Genomic DNA, 19,472 nt, shown 5'->3' with positions numbered 1-19,472 from the left:
AGGTGCTAGCCACGATATAAGGATGCAGCAATGGCAGATATGGATGACAATTTAGATTGGGATGATTATCCCGATGAAGGCGACGATGCCGTAGAAATGTGAACCCGGCTTTGCTCCCGGTAACGCCCTGGAGCAATACCACTCCAGCGCTTAAAGGCTCGCTGAAAAGCGGCCGCAGAGCCAAAGCCCAATAAATAGGCGATTTCCCCTAACGTTAAGCTGGTATCGCGCACATAACTCAGCGCCAAATTTTGCCGGGTATCGTTTAAGACTTGCTGAAAATTGGTGTTTTCTGCACTGAGTCTGCGCCGCACTGTCCACGGAGCCATGTTTAGCCGCTGCGATACAGCTTCCAATGTCGGGGTCTGTCCATTCAGTAATGGGCCAATGGCTCGCTCAACTTGTTCACGAAAACTCAACCCTAATCGCACGCGCTGCAATTCACGATCAGCCAGTTGCTTTAACCCATGAAAGGTTGATGCACAACGGTGGCGCGATGGCAGTGATAATGCCCAATCATGCAGCACCACCGCATTGCGCTGAGCGCCAAACACCCATTCACCCGCAAAGCAGTCGCGATAATGGTCAGCGTAATTGGGTCTTTCAAACTCGACTTCTACTCTGGCGACAACATCGTCACGACCGGTAAGCCAGCGCAGCATGCTGAGCCAGCCGGCCAACACCGAATCCACAACAAACAGGTTGTAGGCATTATAGGGGCTGATGGAATAAAAATGCGCTATTCCCTGGCCAGCTTCTATTAGAAATTGCGAGCGACCTCGGGCATTAAAGCTGGCTAATAATTCGTATTCCGTGAGACACCGGCATGCGGTACGGACATCACTGGCGCTTTGCGCCAACAGCCCTGCCAAGCCTAAATGTGATGCGGTCGTCAGCTGGCCCATTACCAAACCCAGATGCGGTGCCTGACTGCTCACAATCAAGTCATGCCCCAAGCGCATAAAACGCGGAATACTGATACGCGCATCGGGCGATGCTAGACGAACTTCATCCAGCTGATACTGCTGCAACAATGGCCGCGCATCGGTCCCCAGCTGCTCTGCCGCCCGCACCAATAACTCCACATAAGCGACCGAGATATCTCCCAGTTTCATGATTAGGCGTCGAAGTGATTGTCGGAATCAGATGGTTGTTCGCTTTGGTTGCTTGTGACGGCATCAACCTGGTTGAGGTCACAAATAAACTGATATGACAGTGACAACATGACCAATGAAATCAGGCTGGTAATGTAGATCCCAAAACTACCCAAATACGCCAGAATACCAACGCCAGAATCCAACCCAGCCATCAGCATAAAAGGCGAGCCCATTAAAATAGGAATAATAAATACAATCAGCACCAGCTTACTGCCATAGCCACGACTTAACTGCCATGCTTCTCTCAGCGTGCTCTGTTGACCCAATGCCAGCGCCGGCAAAGTGATCACCAAACGTGACATAACATATAAAGCGATCATCACAGTGACGGCTGCAGCAATCATCATACCTTGCTGACCAACCAGCGCCATGATGGCGATCATCACAAGCAAGGCAATTGGAAGGACCACCAATCCGATCACGATTGAGCGCAATAGGTAACGCCATTCTTCACGGCGAAAACCATGCAACGCATTTTTTTCCCATTGCTCTTTGGGCAGTAAGGTAAATCGATGACAGGCGGTCGCCATTAAGATGCTGATCAGCAGTGACGCCAGAATAAAAATCACTTGATTTGGCTGAAACACGACTCCCGTCGCTGCCTCGCTGATTGGGTACAGATACTTAGACAGCCAATCGATTCCTGCCAGTAACAGCACGACAGGTAAAAACATACGCACCACCTGAGCACGTTTTTGCCACAATAAACCAATGGCTTCAGAGGTTATATCCACCACAGGTAAATCAGGCTTCAAGCCCAGAGGCGACGTCATACTACACTCCAGCGGTCGAGAAAAGATGCTGTATTGTCGATGATTCTCAGCAGCAGTCAATCCAAGTCGTTGGCTGACGTTTATTCGAACAAAAAAACGGTGGCCAAGGCCACCGTTTTTCCATGCCATTAACCCGCCGGTGGGATATCACCATGACGCGCTTTATGACGTGCTCGCATACGCTCGGGGCGCAAGGCAAAAGTTGCCAGTGCAGGCAATAACACTAAGGCGCCCAACATATTCCACAAGAACATAAAGGTCAGCAGGATGCCCATATCGGCCTGGAACTTAATCGGTGACAGTATCCAGGTACCCACACCAAGCGCCAAAGTAACCCCGGTAAAACTCACCGCTTTGCCCGTTGACTTTAACGTCTCCAAGAAAGCTTCCTGCATCGACTTCCCTGCAATAATCATCACTTCAAGTCGATTGTAGATATAGATGCCGTAATCAACACCGATACCCACACCCAATGCAATCACTGGCAAGGTAGCCACTTTCACGCCAATGCCGAGATAAGTCATTAACGCTTGAGACAATACCGACGTCAGCGCCAACGGAATAATAATGCAGGCCACGGCAGTAAAAGAGCGGAAGGTAATAAAGCAGAGAACAAACACCACCACGTAGACAAACATCAGCATGGTATTTTGCGCTTCGGCAATCACCTGATTGGTCGCCGCCTCAATGCCAGCATTACCAGAAGCCAACTGGAAACGTACTGGTACTGAGTCAATTTCACCATTGGCAATGGCCTCTTCAATTTGCGCAATGCGCATCTCAAAGTATTTTTGCTCTGCATTATCGTCATATTCGGCTTTAAAGGCTTCAACGGCGGCCACAGCGGTTTCGAGGGTTTCGGCTTTGTGATCGTTTAAGTACACAATCACAGGTGCCATCGAACAGGCCGGATTTAATAAGCCACTAGGCGCACGCTGAATCGAGGTATTGAGGATGGTCTGGTTTCGTGACAGCGCTGACCAATTGAGGTTGCCCTCGTTCATCGCCTTGGTGACTAACTTAGAAACCGACACCAAAGAGACCGTCGACTGCACACCCGGCACGTTTTCCATATGCCACATAAAGCGATCGATGGCATCCATCACTTTAAAGTCGTTGCACTGCTCTGGCGGCGTTTCCACCATCACCACCAACACATCGGAGCTGGTGGAGTAGTTAGACACCATAAAGTCGTTATCTAGGTTATAGCGAGAATCAGCGCGAAGCTCTGGTGCGCCTTTATCTAAATCACCAATTTTAAGATCCTGGCTAACCTGAACACCCACAACAGCCATCACCACGGCAGCAATAATCGGAATCGGCGCTACTTTGCGATTGGCAAATTGCGATACCAAACGCCACAGCACCGGGTCTGCACGCTCGGTTTTTTCTGCATGGCGCACACCTGAGCGGCTAATACCCAGATACGACATCACAATCGGCAACAGCACTAGGTTGGTGACAATAATCATGGCGACACCCACCGAAGCCGAAATAGCCAACTCCTGAATCACGCCAATATCGATAAATAACAGGGTTAAGAAGCCAATGGCGTCAGACATTAATGCCAACATGCCTGGCACATACAAACCACGAAACGCTTGTCGGGCCGCCTGCTCACGGTTAGCACCTTTGCCACTTTCAATGGCGATGCCGTTAATGATTTGCACACCATGACTAATGCCAATCGCAAACACCAAAAACGGTACCAGCACGGAATATAAATCAATGCTGAAGCCCAATAACGCCAATGCACCCAACTGCCAAACCACGGCAATCAACGATGCCACAATCGGCACCACAGTACCTATAGGACAGCGTGAATACAGGTATAACAGCACCGCGGTGGCTATCATGGCCGCCAAAAAGAAGAATACAATTTGACCAGCGCCATCCAACAGATCACCGAGTTTTTTCGGCGTCCCTGTGATGTAGATGCGATAGTTATCGCCAGCAAACTGGCTGCGAATTTTTTCTTCCAACTGATGCGAGAACTGCTGATAACTCAGCTTTTCACCGGTTTCCGGATCGTACTCGACCAAAGGTACATCAATGATGGAAGAGGAAAAATCATTCGCCACCAAACGGCCGACTTGGCCAGACTTCAAGACATTCTGACGCACCTGTTCAAGGCTGTCGTCCGAGCCATCATAGGTGGCGGGGATAACGGGGCCACCCTGAAAGCCTTGCTCAGTCACTTCGGTCCAGCGGGTATTCGGAGTCCATAAAGACTGCATGCCAGAGCGATCTACGCCGCCAACAAAAAACACTTCGTCGTTAATTTTACTCAGTGTTTCCATGTAGTCTTTGGTGAAAATATCGCCTTCAACAGCCTCTACCGCGATTTTCACATTGGCCACACCGCTCTTCATATCATCCTTGTGCACCAGATAATTCTGGATGTACTCGTGATTCAGCGGAATGTATTTTTCGATACTAGAATCCAGTCTGACCTTGCTCAAACCATAGGCAAACACAGCAGTCAGCAATGCCAGCAGAATTAAAACCGTCGTGCGATTGCCAAAAAGAAAGCGCTCCAGCATAGGTTCGGTTTCTGGCGACAGAATGTAGTGTTCCGGCTCGCTATTAAAATGGTGTTTTTGCTCACTCATCTGCCGTTATTCTCCTGACGCCATACTAATACTGCTGCTCAGCAGCTCACCCGAAGCAGACAAGCGCTTAACGCCGACCTCACCCACCAGAATAAAATCGCCTTCGCTGGTTTGAGCAACGCCAGCAAACGCTTTGCGCCCTTCGATGATAATGGAGCGAATCTTGTTGTTTTTGTGGGACAGCATAACCACCGAGCCACCATTGCCCACCAGCACCGTATGATCGCGCGTCGTTACGCCAGACAATAGCGTTTGCTCACTGCCCGTTTGCAGCTCTACCCAGCTAATACCGGCATCGGTGGAATGATAAACATGACCGCGCAGACCATATAACCACTGCTGCTGATCGTCATTAACCAAGCCAAATAACGAGCCTTCATAGGGTGCCAACATGGCACGCCAGTTGGCGCCCAAATCATCTGAGCGAATTAAAGTGCCCGCTTCTCCAATTAACGTCAGTGCAGTAGCACCTACGGGTTCAATGGCATTTAAGTGCATGCGATCGGGATTAGGAATACGGGCAGAAATATCCTGCCAGGTTTGGCCGCCATCGGCGGTGTAAAACGCCATGCCGTATGCGCCAACGGCAAAGCCGCGACGAGCGTCATAAAACCACACGTCTAAAAAAGGCTTGGTTGAACCGGTTTCCTGATCGTATAAGGCATCATCCAGTGCAAAGGTGGCGCTTTCTAAACGAATTTCGGCCTCTTCAATAGCAACGTCATCGCCATCGGCTTCTGCTGTTGCTAACGCCGCTTCGCGGTTGGCTTTTAATTGTTTGGCTGCACTAACAATGGCATCGTTAGCGCGAAAGCCATCAAATTGTTTGATCCAGCTTTGGCCAGCATCAGTGCTGTGCAGAATCACACCATCATGACCCACGGCCCAACCAAACTGCCCCGATGGAAAATGCACCGACGTCAGGGTCACCTTGACCGGCACCTTGGCTTGTTGCCAGTGACGGCCGTGATCGTCTGAATAAATAATATGGCCATGGGCCCCCACCGCAATCAACCGCTGATCAGCACGGGTCACATCAAGCAACAGCTCTTTGTGCGCCAGTGCCGTGGTCATGGCGGGCGTGTTTAAAGGATCTTGCCAAGCGCTGTGCGCAGCCGGTGCCAAAAAAAGACAGCACACAAGGCCAATGGTGAAGCGTCGCCACAGCGCCCGCCAGGCACAGCCACGGCGCTGAACCAAATCAGATAACATAGAGAACTCCGTTATTATACTAATGTCGGAAGGCGGCTAGCATAGCCTAACGCTAAAGGCTTGCCTAACCGCCTGATGTTACAGAATGTAAGATATCAACAATCCACTATTACCGCTGTTCATGGGCCTTTCAGCCCAGCCAAGCCATCGGTCGAAAGCAGCCAAACAGTGATTCTGGCACGCTTTCACGGCGACTTAGCGACGCCCCCTCCTACGTAGTTCTGCGGGGGTGAAATAGCGCTCGCCCGGCGGTTCCTGACTGTAATCGATGGTGGCTTCTTCTTGGTTATCTAAGCCCTGCAGATGATAACGGCCGGCTTTCAAGTCATGGAAAACATCCATAGTGGTCCAGGTTACCGGCAGCTCGTAATAGGTTTTGATATAGGCCATATTGACCCGCCACAGCTCATCGGCGGCATCGTATTGATCAGCCACCGCTATGCCCCAGGTGTCTTCATCGAGGTAAAACACCCGGCGCTGGTAAACATGGCGCATGCCTTCTTTTAACGTCGCCTCAACCACCCAGACACGATGTTTTTCATAGCGGGTATAGTCTGGATTTAAATGGCCAGGCTGAATCAAATCGTCATAGTTCACGCCTTTGGCGCTTAAACGATAATTATTGTAGGGAATATAGAGTTCACGTTTACCGAGCAATTTCCAGTTGTAGCGATCCGGTGCGCCGTTAAACATATCGGTATCGTCGGCATAACGCAGTCCGTCTGCGGCGGCAATCGGCGTATCATAGGCCAAATTAGGGGCACGTCGTACCCGTCGCTGACCGGCATTGTAGCCCCAAGCCTGACGTGGCTCATCGACCTGATTCAGTGTTTCATGCACCAGTACGGCACCACCGGCCAATCGCGCTGGGGCCTTAGTGAAAGACAGGTAATAAAACAAAACGTTATCTAAGTCTTCGATGCTGCGATCTCGGCGATAGTAGTTAAACTCCACCTCTTGCTGCACCGTCACTAACGAATAATCACCATCTTTATGCACCGCCAGCTCAGACGCACGACGGGTTAAATAAATACCACGCCAGCGCGTGATGTGATTCCAGATGGCTTCCAAACCATTGTTCGCGATTGGGAATGGAATGCCACCATAGGCATACAACAGCGCATTACCCTCACCACCTAACTCCGCACGAATGGCATTTTTGTAGGTGTTTTCGTACACCCACTCAGGTGCGGCGGCGGTGCGGCGGGTCTGGTAAATCGGCATGCGAAAGGTGTCAGGATATTTGCGAAACATTTCCTGCTGACCTTCGGTCAGGTACTGCGCATGCTGCTTCATATTCGACGCTGTGATGGTAAACAGCGGTTGGTCTTGCGGGTAAGGGTCGGCATGATGCTCGCCAGGCTTGCTATAGCCCAACGGCGGTAAGGTCAGACCACCACGCCAGGGCGGAATGTCGTTGCCATTACCGGCACGTTCGCCGCCTAAGGGGGTCAGCTCCTGTTTCAGACGGTCTGCCTGTTTGACTGAGACGGCGGCCCAACTGTGTGAAGCGAAGACAACCAACGCGATGGCGCCGGCCGCGATCCAATTATTGTTTTTCATTATGCGACCTCTTACTTCCGCTGCAGCGGCTTGAACCTCGCAGCATAAAGAAACTTGCGTTATTGCTCAAACGGCAACGCAGTATTGTCTGGGTGTCAGTACCTCTCAGCACTGACACCCTGGCAGGTCAGGACAGACTTTTGCTGACCACTTCGTACACGTCTTTCGACAGATCGTCAGCCGCTTGAATACGCTCCAGCTGCTGTCGCATCTGGCCCGACAGCTCAGGTACCAAGCGCTTCCAGCGAGTCAGCGGCGTGAGCAAGCGTGACGCCATTTGCGGATTGATAGCATTCAGTTTCAATATCGCATCGGCCAGCAAGGCGTAACCACTGCCGTCGGCTTGATGGAAGGACACCAACGCCTGAGACGCAAAGACACCCAACACCGAACGCACCTTGTTCGGATTGCGCCAGTCAAAGGCTTCGTGGGTTAGTAACTGCTCGATCATAGCGACATTGGCGCGCTTGCTAGAGCCTGCTTGCACCGACAACCACTGGTTCACTACTAGGGTATCGTGCTGCCATTGCTGGTAGAAACGTTGCAATGCGCTATCGGCTTGAGCTGTTTCTGCGCAGTTCACCAGCACAGACAGCGCCGCCATTTGGTCGGTCATATTATCGGCCGTTTCAAACTGCGCTTGCGCTGCCGCCACGCCATCATCACTGGCCAGCGCCCAATAACTCAGCAGCAAGTTCTTCAGCGCGCGACGCGCCATTTGCTGGGGTTCTGGCTGATAAGCATCGTCAGATTGCAGTTGCTGATAACGCGTCGGCAGGTGCGGCAGCAAGGTAGCCGCGATGGCTTTGCGCACCGTGTCACGGGCGGTGTGAATCGCCAGCGGATCAACCGGTGAGCTGAACTCAGCAACATAGGATTCAGATGGCAATGCCAGCAAATAGCTCAGCATCGACTTATCCAGCTCGTCATTTTGCAGCAAGCCAATCAGCACCTGCTGCTCCGCTGCCGTTAACGCAAAGTCCTGCTGCTGTGCTTGAGACATCCATTGCAGCATCAGCTTTTGGCCCGCATCCCAACGGTTAAAGCCATCACTGTCATGCTGCAACAAAAACAACAGCTGCTCTGGGCTTTGCTGATATTCCAGTTTTACGGGTGCACTGAAGTGGCGCAGTAAGGACAACTGCGGCTGCTCACTCACACCATGGAAGACAAAGGTTTGCTCCGCTTCTTTTAAATGCAGAACTTGGCTGCTGTCTGTCCAGGCCGAGGCAGGCTCTACCTGAATAGGCATATCCTTGCCGTTTGCATCGATCAAGCCCAATGCCAACGGAATCCACAAAGGTTGCTTGTCGCTTTGCCCTGGAGTATCTGGCGTGTGCTGCTTCAGCGTTAAGGTCAGAGTCTGAGCGGCAGCATCATAGTGGCTGCTGGCCTGTACTACCGGAGTTCCGGCCTGCTTGTACCAGCGTTTAAACTGGCTAAGGTCAATGCCATTGGCCTCTTCCATTGCCGCAACAAATTCATGAATGGTCACCGCCTGGCCATCATGACGGTCAAAGTACAGATCCGAACCTTTGCGGAAACCATCAGCACCCAATAAACGGTGCAACATACCGACAACTTCAGCACCCTTTTCATAAATGGTAACGGTGTAGAAGTTTGAAATTTCGATGAAAGAATCTGGCTGCACTGGGTGCGCCATAGGGCCGCCATCTTCGGCAAACTGAACCGTGCGCAAGGTTTGCACATCTTCAATACGCTTCACCGTGGCCGAGTTCATATCGGCAGAGAAACCAGCGTCGCGGAAAACGGTAAAGCCTTCTTTCAGGCTGAGCTGGAACCAATCACGGCAAGTCACTCGGTTACCGGACCAGTTATGGAAATATTCGTGAGCAACAATGGCTTCAATGCGCTGATACGTGCTGTCGGTAGCAGTAGCCGGGTTGGCCAGCACACAAGATGAGTTAAAAATATTGAGGCCTTTGTTTTCCATCGCCCCCATATTGAAGTCGTCTACCGCGACGATCATAAAGACATCCAGATCGTATTCGCGGCCGTAGACTTCTTCATCCCAACGCATAGAGCGCTTTAACGCGTCCATGGCGTATTCGGTTTTGTCGATATTTTGTGGCTCAACAAAGATCTGCAGTGCCACTTCACGACCATTCATGGTGGTGAAGCTGTCTTCCAGCACACGTAAGTCGCCGGCCACCAGTGCAAATAGATAACAGGGCTTAGGGAATGGATCGTGCCAGCTCACCCGACGGCGACCGTCCGACTGTAACTCATCCGCAATCTTATTACCGTTAGACAGCATCACCGGCCATTGACCATCGCGAGCAACGATATGGGTGGTGAATTCTGACATCACATCAGGGCGATCCAGGTAGTAACTGATGCGACGGAAACCTTCCGCTTCACACTGGGTGCAGTACATACCGCCACTGCGGTACAGACCTTCCAGAGCGGTGTTTTTATGTGGGTAAATGCGATTTTTAATGGTCAGCTGATGTTGCTCGGCCAAACCGTGCAGAGTCAGTGTTTCCTCACCCAGCTGGTAGCGCTCAGCCGCCAACGGTTCGCCGTCTAAGTCAATCGACAGCAGCTCCAATTCCTGGCCATCGAGTTGCAGAATGCCCGTCGCATCCAGCTCGTCATTGCGACGCAGGCTTAAGGTCGCAGTAACGTCGGTGTAATCGTCCAGCAGCTCAACGGTCAGCTCGGTTTTATCAATCCAATAGGCCGGAGCGGTATAGTCTTTTAAATATTTGGTATTGGGTTGTGCATCGCGCATGCGCGTCTCCTTCAATCTGCCACGCTGACCGAGATGCGGTAAGCGCTAAATTTTCGTAAATTTATGACACCTGTATCCAATATCAGGTACTGGCCTTTGATACCCAGTAAGCGACCACTCACTTCCGGAGTTTTATCAAAGTTGTGGCTGACTACTTTACTGGGGTATTGCTGCACTGGATAGGCCACCTGCCAGGGCGCTTCCATCAACCACTGCAACTCGCCGTCATATTGCTGCGCTAGCTCGGCCAAAGGCGCCTGCAACTGCTGACGCAAATCCTGCCAGGTGGCAGTCAAATCGACAGCCTCGGCGTCGCCTTTTAATAGCGCTCGCCAATTGGTTCGGTCGGCGACGCACTGGCGTACCCTATCTTCCAATAACCCAGCCAGACGGCGATTGGCAGTACGGGCAATGGCCAGCGCCTGACTAGCACCTTGGTCCAACCAACGAGTGGGTATCTGAGTCGCGCGGGTAATGCCGACTTTAACGCCGGACGAATTGGCTAGATAGACAATATGATCGCGAAAACAGACTTGCTGCGCCCATTGCTCATCGCGACAAGTGCCTTGCTGATAATGACAGGTCTCAGGCGCCATCATGCAGCGATCACACTGCGCCAAGGTCTGAAAACAGGGATAACAAAAACCTTGGGAGTAGCTCTTTTTAGTAGCCCGACCACAATGCTGACAATGAATCTGGCCCAGATGAGTCAGGCTAACATTGGCGCCAACATAGCGATTCAGTGGCAACACCGGCTGATCATCCAGCACTAGGCTATAGGCCGCCATACCAGCGTCATCGACCTGGATCTGAAGTTTGGACAAATGCCCTTCGAAGGTGGTCATCAATGCAAATTCAGCGGCTGCACATCGTCATCGTCGGACTTTGAGCTACATTGGCCGCCAATGTAGCCGACCCGCTGATCTTCCGGCACGTCATGGGCCTGCTCGTAATAAATCACCGCCTGCATGCACAGTTCGCGCTGGTCATCCACCAGTCTGCGACCATCCGGCCAGCGGCCAGTGGCAATGGCATTTTTGAGGTTCTCGTACACCTCAGGTGTCAGCGACTGAATCAGTTGCTCCAGTGTCATGAATTTACCTCTTGTGAAGGTCGTTTAGGCCATAGCAGTGCCATGGTCAGGCCAAAGATCAGGCCGCCCAAATGAGCACCGTGAGCGGTGCCGCTCAGGCCCGGAAACAGAGTGTCTGCAAATAGGGTTAACAGCAGCCACCCCAACATTAACGGCAATAACCCGGCCGGTAGCTGATAATGCCAGCCTCGCCTCTGGCGCAGACCGACCCATCCTAACAGCGCCAAGGTAATGCCTGATGCCCCGCCAAAGGCCGGACCTGCATACCACCACTGCACCAGATTTCCGATCAGGCCACTGGCCAGGGTGAGAATAATCAGCCATACCGCGCCATCGACCCGCTCAATGCGCCGAGCCAACAGCCACCACCAAAAACTGTTCATGACGATATGCAAAATAGAAAAGTGCAGCAGTGCCGGACGCCACAGAGGCCAAAAGCCGATGTCCCAGTAAGTTGCCAACTGCCAGCGCTGCTGGGGCCATAACTCTTGTCCAAACAGCAGCCAAGCTTGCCACTCAGGGCTCAGCTGCATCCAGCCATACATCATCCAAATAACCAATAACCCTAACGTCGACAACGGTGTTGCCGTCAGCGCCAGTAAGGCCTGCCAGGGACGACTGTCATGGGGCGTAGCCTGATCGTTCAGTTCACCGTTTTGCCACTGCTGCAGCAATGATTTCACGCGCTCGGCATCTTCGGCTTGAGCCACCAACAAATGCTGCTGACCATCTTCGATGATTACCCGATGAGCGACACGTTCGGCCCATAACTGCTGGGTTAGCGGTGACAAATCAATATTGAGATCGGCCACCAACACACGTACTGCCGCCATCAACGCTCGCTCTTCTCGACCCGAACCCAGGTGAACTTGCCAGGCTGCAATCGCCGCTCGGTATCCATGCGATAAGCCACCAAGCGACCGTATTTGACCGCACTGTAATCCAAGCAAGCGATGTTGGAGACAATCGGCTCTGGAATGCCAGACATCCAATAATGACCGATAAACAGTGGTTTTTGATCACGACCGTAATACAGCAGCTGCTGCTTTTCTTCCGGGCTGAGCAAGGCATGCTGAATGTCTTCTGGCAAAGGGTCGGGCTGAAAAATCACATCGCTGTAACGCTCGGGATTATGCTGCCAAAACTTGGTGCGAAAGAACTGTCGTACCATGCCATCTTTGGCCGTCATCGAACGGCCGTCAGGCAATTTTAACGAGGTTCCGCGCAGCGAGCGGTCAAGAAAGCGATACAGAAAACTGGAGGTATCAATGGATTCTGGTAATAACCCGGCGTGCAGTTGGTTGCCGCCATAGCGCGCCACAAACTCATCCACCATGTCCTGATCCCAACAAGCGTGGATCACCCGGAAGTGGTCGTAGTCTAAAAACAGTGGCAGCTCAGTAAACCAGGCCAGAAACTCTTTAAACTCGGCCGGATAGTTGGCGAACTGCTCCAGCGTTTGCTCAACAATAAAGTTATTGCGTTGAGTGTGCGGCCGCAGGTAGGGCTGGCGCATTCCAGCCGGAGATTCGGTGCAATATGTCACCACATTGTATTCGTGATTGCCCATCACAATGTCGGCATGGCCTGCGTCGACCATATCGCGCACCACATGGCAGGCCAGGCGGATATTCGGACCACGGTCGACAATATCGCCAACAAACACCACTTTACGCTTAGGGTGCTGATAAACACCGTTTTTTTTGCTGTAGCCCATTTGCTCCAGCAGGGTAATCAAGGTGTTACCACAGCCATGAATATCCCCAATCAGGTCATATCCCTGATGCATACCTCAATCTCCGACGCTGCTGTTCCAGCCCAGCTTAGTGCGACATATTTCGTAAAAGTTGTGGTTCTTGGGATGAATCAACTTCAACTTATGCGCTTTTTTGCGAATCGTCACACTGTCACCAGGCGCACAAGGAGTGTGTGTCTGGCCGTCGCAGCTGACGGTCGGATAAATATCCTGGCTGGCATCAATCACGATCTTAATTTCGCTCTTACCATCTACCACAATCGGACGACTCGACAGGGTATGTGGGAACATGGGCACTAAAACCAAAGCATCTAGCCGGGGGTGCATGATCGGACCGCCACCGGATAAGGCATAGGCCGTTGATCCCGTTGGCGTAGACACAATCAAACCATCGGAACGCAGGTTGTAAACAAACTGGCCTTCAATATACAAATCGAAGGCGATCATACGGGCCGATTTGCCCGGATGCAGCACCACATCGTTTAAAGCAGCACCACTGGCAATTGGATTGCCATCGCGTTTGACTTCGGCATCCAGCAGAAAACGCCGCTCCTCAACGTAGTCTCCGTCAAGCACGGCCTGCACCGCTTCGCACATTTGCTCATCTGGGCTGATATCCGTTAAAAAGCCCAACCGACCACGGTTAATACCCAGCACCGGCACATTGTATTTAGCCAAGGCGCGCGCGGCGCCCAGCAAGCTGCCATCGCCGCCGATCACGATCACCAGATCGCAGATCTCACCTAGAAGGCCGACCTTGGAAACCTGCATGCCATGCCCGGGCATCACTTCGGCAATACGATCATCAAGGATGACGTGATAGCCTTCATCGAGCAGATAACGATTAAGTCGTTTAACCGTTTCTATTACCTTGTTGCTGTTTAAACGGCCAATAATGCCGATGTTGCGAAACTCTTCCATCAACTGTTCCATACCGGGCAGGGAATGTGGCGCTCATAATACAGGAGTTTATGACACTTGATAGACCAGCCCAGCCAACCCTCCAGCGCTTACCTTGAACTACCAGCTGAGCAACGGCCCTGGTATTGGAGTATTTATGGCCCGTCATTGCTCGATTGTGACTGGAGTCCAGCAACACCGTCCTGGTTGCAATACCGCCAGCAATGGCCGCAGCAAACGCCTGACTTCACCAGTCCCAGATTAGGCTTTCGCTTTGAACATTTGTGGCAGCAATACTTTCAGCTGCTGGGCTGGCCGGCGCAATTTAATCTGCAGATACGCTCGCCGGAACGTACCTTAGGTGAGCTGGATGCTCTGATTCAGACTCCATATGAGGTGCTGCATTTAGAGCTGGCGCTGAAGTTTTATCTGGGTTTTGGCAACGACTGGATCGGCCCAAATCGGCGAGACTACCTGGCTGATAAGATCCGTCATACCCGCGAGCGACAATTGCCACTGGCACACACGTCGCAAGCCCGCCAGCAACTACCCGCTGAGTGGCAGCCCAAGCACAGCCAAGCCTTAATGCGCGGTTGCTTGTTCCACCCCGCCAATGTCGACTTTTCCGCATCCTTGCCCGTTGAAGTCAATGACGAGCACTGGCAAGGCCGCTGGTGCCATATCGGCGAAGCCGCTCACTATTTGCCCGACGGCAACTGGTACATAATGGCCAAATCCGACTGGTTGAGCCCAGTACAGGCACCGCTGAGCGTGTCACGCCAGCAGCTGATCGACTACTGTACTCGCCACTTTCAACAGCTTGATAGCGGTCTGTGCGTTATTCTGCTGGCACCATCGATGTTAGAGCAGCAGCGCTGGATGCTGATGCCCGATCACTGGCCCAACTAAAGCCTGCTGCGCGCCGACCTTGCAGCCCACCGGTATGCAACAGCAGCGCTCTTTTATCGGCCTGGCCGTAGGTTTCATAGGCTTGCATCAGTTTCGCGGTGTACACGGGATCAAGGCTAATACCACGACCATCGTAGCGCCGAATCAGGTCGCGCAATGGCTGATTAATGCGGCCAAAGCCGCCGCCATGCATGTCGTCTATCAAGCGCCAGCGACAGCGCAGCTGCTGCCATTGTCGTTGACGCTCACCTTGGTCCGCGACCACATTAACCCCGACCAGCTCAGTATCAGCTGTCAGCACACTGGCGATACCTTCTGCTGTGGTACCAGTTCCGACCGCCAGCCATAGCTCGTCGTAACCCACGGCTAATTGCGCCAATGCTGCACAGCCCAAACGCCCCGCCTCGCCGCCGCCACCTTCAGGCACCACCACGGCTTGCCACTGCTGCGCCAACGCGTCGATAAACTCATCATCATGACGGCGGCGATAGGTCACACGATCAACAAACTCGAGTTTCATACCAAAGCCTTGGCAATCCTGCAGCGTTGGCGTTAAAGAGCAATCAGCATAACCGCGTACCACCCCTATGGTAGGTACATTTAACAACTGGCCACAGGCTGCCAAAGCATGCAAATGATTGGAGTGTGGCCCACCAAAGCTGAGGATTGCTTGCGGTTTTTGCTGCAATGACTGCAAATGGCCAAACAGTTTCCACGGTTTATTGCCGTTGATATGGCGGTGCTCTGTGCTTAGCCAAGCAATATCGGCAGTGTCGTTCAACGGCTGAATAAGCGGCGAGAAAGTTAATAAATGAGCAAGGGGTTGTAGCCAGTCGGCCACGGTATGGTTTGCGTCTTTCAAAAGCGTTTTTTAACTCCAGAGTTTGGGTCCAAGGGTATACCAAACTCATCTTGTTGGGCACGAGCTTCTTTCGACAGCTCTTTCGCCAGATTATCTTCCGCTTCGTATTGCTCGCCGCGATACAAATCCGAGGCGCGCTTGGTCAGTGCGCGTATACGTTCATTTTTTTCCGGATACTGCAAATCACATTCAATCAGCAGTTTTTTCGCCGCTTTAAAATAGGTACTGGCCGTCACCACATCGGCACGCTGGGCGGCCAGATCGCCTTGGGCAGTAAAGGTATCAACTTCCTTCTCTAGCAAGGTCAAACGCAGATAACGTCGATACTCCATGCCCGCCGCTTCAGAGATCACCTTGCTTTTGATCATAGGCCCGAGGGCTTTTAACACCTTGGAAAACTGGGTTTTGGCGTAGCGAATTTCACGATCACTTTTTAATACCCGTCGATTGCCCTTACTGGATTCAATTTGCTGGCGGTAATAATCCACATCCAGCTCGGCACTGGCTTCCTCTGGCTGCTCGGTTTTTGGCAACTCCTGGCGATAGCGGTCGTATAGGTATGCCGCCCGCTCCAGTAATAAGGTTTGAATCTCTTTGTGGTTATCTACCGAAATCAAAAACTCCAACGCTTCTAGTAGCTCATCCGCGCGCTGGCGAATGGCTTTGGCCTGCAAGCGCTTAGAATGATTCTTTTGCTGACGGCGCCCTGCGTACACCAACCCCAGCATGATCAACGCAACGGGAATTGCGATGGCAATGACCAACCCTATCGCCGACATTCACTTCACCTTGATAAGACGATGAAACCTTCGATTAATGCTGACCATCTGCTATGGCGCAGCTACCGATAAGAATAGTCGATATCTGCTCGCTACCGCGAAAGGCTGGCACGGAGCACTCTACATGGCCGCCAGACTGGTCTACATTGACTGCACTGACACTCGGCTGGAACTGGCATTTAATGTGCCAAATTTGCCGCAAAGCCGCCCATGGAGCAGTACTTGGGCTTGACCCACCCCGGGGGTATGCCTATAAAGTGTCGCTTTCAGGGCTTCCGCCATGGCAACAAAAAACAGGTTTAGCAAAGGAATATGGGCAAATCGCTGGTAATTGTGGAGTCGCCTGCCAAGGCGAAAACCATTAACAAATATCTGGGCAAAAACTTCGTCGTTAAGTCCAGCGTCGGCCATGTGCGCGATTTGCCGACCTCCGGCTCCGGCAGCAAGGCTGACCCCAAAGAACGGGCACGCCAGGCAGCACTGACCCGTAAAATGTCGCCGGAAGAAAAAGCTACCCATAAAAAGCGCAAAGCCAAAGAGCAGTTGGTGGCGCGAATGGGCGTTGATCCGGAACATAACTGGCAAGCCAATTATCAGGTACTGCCAGGCAAAGAAAAAGTGGTCGATGAGCTGCAACGCTTGGCCAAAGACGCCGATCACATTTATCTGGCAACGGATTTGGACCGCGAAGGGGAAGCCATTGCCTGGCACCTGCGTGAGCTGATCGGTGGTGACGAGCAACAGTACCGCCGGGTGGTGTTCAACGAGATCACCAAAAATGCCATTCAGTCAGCCTTTGATCAGCCCTCCGAGCTGAACATGAATCGTGTTAACGCGCAGCAGGCGAGACGTTTTCTCGATCGCGTGGTGGGCTTTATGGTATCGCCATTACTGTGGGCAAAAGTCGCGCGCGGTTTATCTGCCGGTCGTGTACAAAGCGTTGCCGTGCGCCTGATTGTCGAGCGTGAGCGCGAGATCCGCGCTTTTGTGCCAGAAGAATATTGGGAAGCCTTTGCCCAACTCAACACCGCCCAAGGTGATGACCTCCGAGCCCAGGTAACCCGTTATCAGGGGCAAGAATTCCGCCCCACCAATGAGCAACAAGCGCAGACGGCCGTTGATGCTTTGCAAGCCGCCAGCTATCGGGTAGCCAAACGCGAAGATAAACCTACCAGCTCTAAGCCTGCTGCACCTTTTATTACCTCGACTTTGCAGCAGGCAGCCAGTACACGCTTAAGCTTCAGCGTTAAAAAGACCATGACGCTGGCTCAGCGCTTGTATGAAGCGGGTTACATCACCTATATGCGTACGGACTCAACCAACCTGTCACAAGACGCCCTGGACAGCGTACGTCAGTACATCAGTGATCAAATGGGCAGCGATTATTTACCGCAAGAGCCCAGACGCTACAGCTCGAAAGAAGGTGCCCAGGAAGCGCACGAAGCCATTCGTCCGTCCGATGTGACTGTACGTGCCGCCGACCTGAGTAGTATGGAGCCCGACGCGCAGCGCCTGTACGACTTAATCTGGCGCCGCTTTGTTGCCTGTCAGACCACAGATGCACGTTTCACCAGCACCAGCATTGTGTTCGCCGCTGGTGACTATGAATTACGTACCCGTGGCCGGGTCATTCGCTTTGACGGCCATTTAAAAGTATTACCGCCGCAGGGCAAGGGTGAAGACGATGTGTTGTTGCCCGACGTTCAGCAAGGCGACGAATTAGCGCTGCAAAGCATCGATCCAAAACAGCACTTCACTAAACCATCGCCACGCTTCTCAGAAGCTGCGCTGGTAAAAGAACTGGAAAAACGCGGCATTGGGCGACCCTCGACTTACGCTTCAATTATTTCGACCATTCAGGAGCGTGGTTATGTCAGCCTCAAAGGGCGGCGTTTTTATGCAGAAAAAATGGGCGATATCGTTACCAGTCGTTTAACGGAAAGCTTTGCCGACCTGATGGACTTCAGCTTTACCGCCAATATGGAAGAAAAGCTGGATGATATCGCCGATGGCGACGTCAACTGGACCCAAGTGCTGGACGATTTTTATTCCGGCTTCCAAGCACAGTTGGAACAGGCCGAGGGCGACGACGGCATGCGTCCCAACGCCCCGGTCGACACCGACATTAGCTGCCCTACTTGTTCTCGCAACATGCAAATACGCACCGGCTCGACCGGCGTATTCTTGGGCTGTTCAGGCTATAACTTGCCGCCAAAAGAGCGCTGCACACAAACGCTGAATCTGATTCCGGGCGAAGAAGCCATTACTGCCGATGAAGATGAAGAAGCCGAAAGCCGTCGCTTAATGGATAAGCGTCGTTGTCGTTTGTGTGACGCAGCCATGGATAGCTACTTAATCGATGAACAACGTAAGTTGCATATCTGTGGTAATAATCCAGATTGCGACGGTTTTGATGTTGAACTGGGTCAGTACAAAATCAAAGGTTACGATGGTCCGGTATTGGAATGTGATCGCTGTGGCAGCGAAATGCAGCTTAAATCTGGCCGTTTTGGTAAATATTTTGGCTGCACCAACAGCGAATGTAAAAACACCCGCAAACTGCTAAAAAATGGTGAAGCTGCACCGCCGAAAATGGACCCGATTCCCATGCCGGAACTGCGCTGCCAGAAGGTAGACGATACCTATGTACTGCGTGATGGCGCCGCAGGTTTATTCCTGGCGGCCAGCCAGTTCCCCAAAAACCGGGAAACACGAGCGCCACTGGTGGCGGAATTACTGTCACACCAGGCTGAGTTGCCACAGAAATATCATTATCTGCTGGATGCGCCGCGCGCCGATAACGATGGCAATGCCAGTATTATTCGCTATAGCCGCAAAACCAAAGAGCAGTATGTAATGACTGAGGTAGAGGGCAAAGCGACAGGCTGGAGCGCCTATTTCGTCGATGGCCAGTGGCAGCAACAAGAAAAAGCCAAGGCTAAAAGCAAAAAAAGCAAAGCCAAGGCCGACTCCTAAGCTAGGGCCTATTAACCAGATGAACATCGACAGGATGTTCATCTGGTTTCCCATCGGCTGATGGTTCAATTAAGCCACAACCTACCGGCCTGCAAACTGTCTCTTACCGTACAAAATGACACCAA

At 52.2% G+C, this 19,472-nt stretch carries 15 protein-coding genes; 2 read left to right on the top strand and 13 right to left on the bottom strand.

Annotated elements, in window-relative coordinates:
• Nucleotides 1-65 precede the first annotated feature (65 nt).
• The 11 genes from AC55FS_RS07415 to AC55FS_RS07365 form a co-directional block, all read right to left on the bottom strand.
• Nucleotides 66-1,115 (bottom strand): AraC family transcriptional regulator, encoded by a 1,050-nt coding sequence (locus AC55FS_RS07415; protein ID WP_496935435.1) that lies wholly within the window; start codon nt 1,113-1,115, stop codon nt 66-68.
• Nucleotides 1,116-1,117: 2 nt separating this feature from the next.
• Nucleotides 1,118-1,930 carry a hypothetical protein gene (locus AC55FS_RS07410; RefSeq protein WP_496935434.1) on the bottom strand — a complete coding sequence of 271 codons (813 nt, stop codon included), beginning with the start codon at nt 1,928-1,930 and terminating at the stop codon, nt 1,118-1,120.
• Nucleotides 1,931-2,058: 128 nt separating this feature from the next.
• The gene (locus AC55FS_RS07405) at nt 2,059-4,542 is read right to left on the bottom strand and encodes an efflux RND transporter permease subunit (RefSeq protein WP_496935433.1); all 2,484 of its coding nucleotides are present in this window, start codon (nt 4,540-4,542) and stop codon (nt 2,059-2,061) included.
• Between the two features lie 6 nt (nt 4,543-4,548).
• Nucleotides 4,549-5,754, bottom strand: coding sequence for a YCF48-related protein (locus AC55FS_RS07400; protein WP_496935432.1), 1,206 nt, complete (start codon nt 5,752-5,754; stop codon nt 4,549-4,551).
• Between the two features lie 195 nt (nt 5,755-5,949).
• Nucleotides 5,950-7,317, bottom strand: a complete 1,368-nt coding sequence (locus tag AC55FS_RS07395; protein ID WP_496935431.1) for a DUF1329 domain-containing protein — start codon at nt 7,315-7,317, stop codon at nt 5,950-5,952.
• A gap of 127 nt (nt 7,318-7,444) precedes the next feature.
• On the bottom strand, nt 7,445-10,072 hold the full coding sequence (pepN, locus tag AC55FS_RS07390) for an aminopeptidase N (RefSeq protein WP_496935430.1): 2,628 nt from the start codon (nt 10,070-10,072) through the stop codon (nt 7,445-7,447).
• 11 nt (nt 10,073-10,083) lie between these two features.
• Nucleotides 10,084-10,917, bottom strand: a complete 834-nt coding sequence (locus AC55FS_RS07385) for a DUF2797 domain-containing protein (protein ID WP_496935429.1) — start codon at nt 10,915-10,917, stop codon at nt 10,084-10,086.
• Entirely contained in the window at nt 10,917-11,165 is a 249-nt protein-coding gene (locus AC55FS_RS07380; RefSeq protein ID WP_496935428.1) for a YeaC family protein, read from the bottom strand. The genes AC55FS_RS07385 and AC55FS_RS07380 overlap by 1 nt, the downstream gene beginning before the upstream one ends.
• Entirely contained in the window at nt 11,162-11,998 is an 837-nt protein-coding gene (locus tag AC55FS_RS07375) for a rhomboid family intramembrane serine protease (RefSeq protein WP_496935427.1), read from the bottom strand. The genes AC55FS_RS07380 and AC55FS_RS07375 overlap by 4 nt, the downstream gene beginning before the upstream one ends.
• Nucleotides 11,998-12,954, bottom strand: coding sequence for a metallophosphoesterase (locus AC55FS_RS07370; RefSeq protein WP_496935426.1), 957 nt, complete (start codon nt 12,952-12,954; stop codon nt 11,998-12,000). The genes AC55FS_RS07375 and AC55FS_RS07370 overlap by 1 nt, the downstream gene beginning before the upstream one ends.
• Before the next feature lie 3 nt (nt 12,955-12,957).
• Complete coding sequence (locus tag AC55FS_RS07365; protein ID WP_496935425.1) at nt 12,958-13,842, bottom strand: NAD(+) kinase; 885 nt, start codon at nt 13,840-13,842, stop codon at nt 12,958-12,960.
• 57 nt (nt 13,843-13,899) lie between these two features.
• Here AC55FS_RS07365 and AC55FS_RS07360 point away from each other — a divergent pair, with 57 nt between their 5' ends.
• A complete protein-coding gene (locus AC55FS_RS07360; RefSeq protein ID WP_496935424.1) occupies nt 13,900-14,730 on the top strand; it encodes a DUF1853 family protein in 831 nt (276 codons plus the stop codon).
• On the opposite strand, the gene AC55FS_RS07355 is transcribed toward AC55FS_RS07360, so the two are convergent.
• Both AC55FS_RS07355 and AC55FS_RS07350 read right to left on the bottom strand, forming a co-directional pair.
• Nucleotides 14,660-15,592, bottom strand: a complete 933-nt coding sequence (locus AC55FS_RS07355; protein ID WP_496935423.1) for a 1-aminocyclopropane-1-carboxylate deaminase/D-cysteine desulfhydrase — start codon at nt 15,590-15,592, stop codon at nt 14,660-14,662. The genes AC55FS_RS07360 and AC55FS_RS07355 overlap by 71 nt on opposite strands.
• Complete coding sequence (locus AC55FS_RS07350) at nt 15,589-16,371, bottom strand: hypothetical protein (protein ID WP_496935422.1); 783 nt, start codon at nt 16,369-16,371, stop codon at nt 15,589-15,591. Before AC55FS_RS07350 ends, AC55FS_RS07355 begins: the two co-directional genes overlap by 4 nt.
• 312 nt (nt 16,372-16,683) lie before the next feature.
• Here AC55FS_RS07350 and topA point away from each other — a divergent pair, with 312 nt between their 5' ends.
• Nucleotides 16,684-19,347 carry a type I DNA topoisomerase gene (gene topA / locus AC55FS_RS07345; protein ID WP_496935421.1) on the top strand — a complete coding sequence of 888 codons (2,664 nt, stop codon included), beginning with the start codon at nt 16,684-16,686 and terminating at the stop codon, nt 19,345-19,347.
• The last annotated feature ends 125 nt before the right edge of the window (nt 19,348-19,472 follow it).

This window comes from Bacterioplanes sp. CLAM21, from assembly GCF_059641015.1.
Note: the sequence above shows the minus strand (reverse complement) of the source record. Positions and strands in the feature narration are given on the sequence as shown.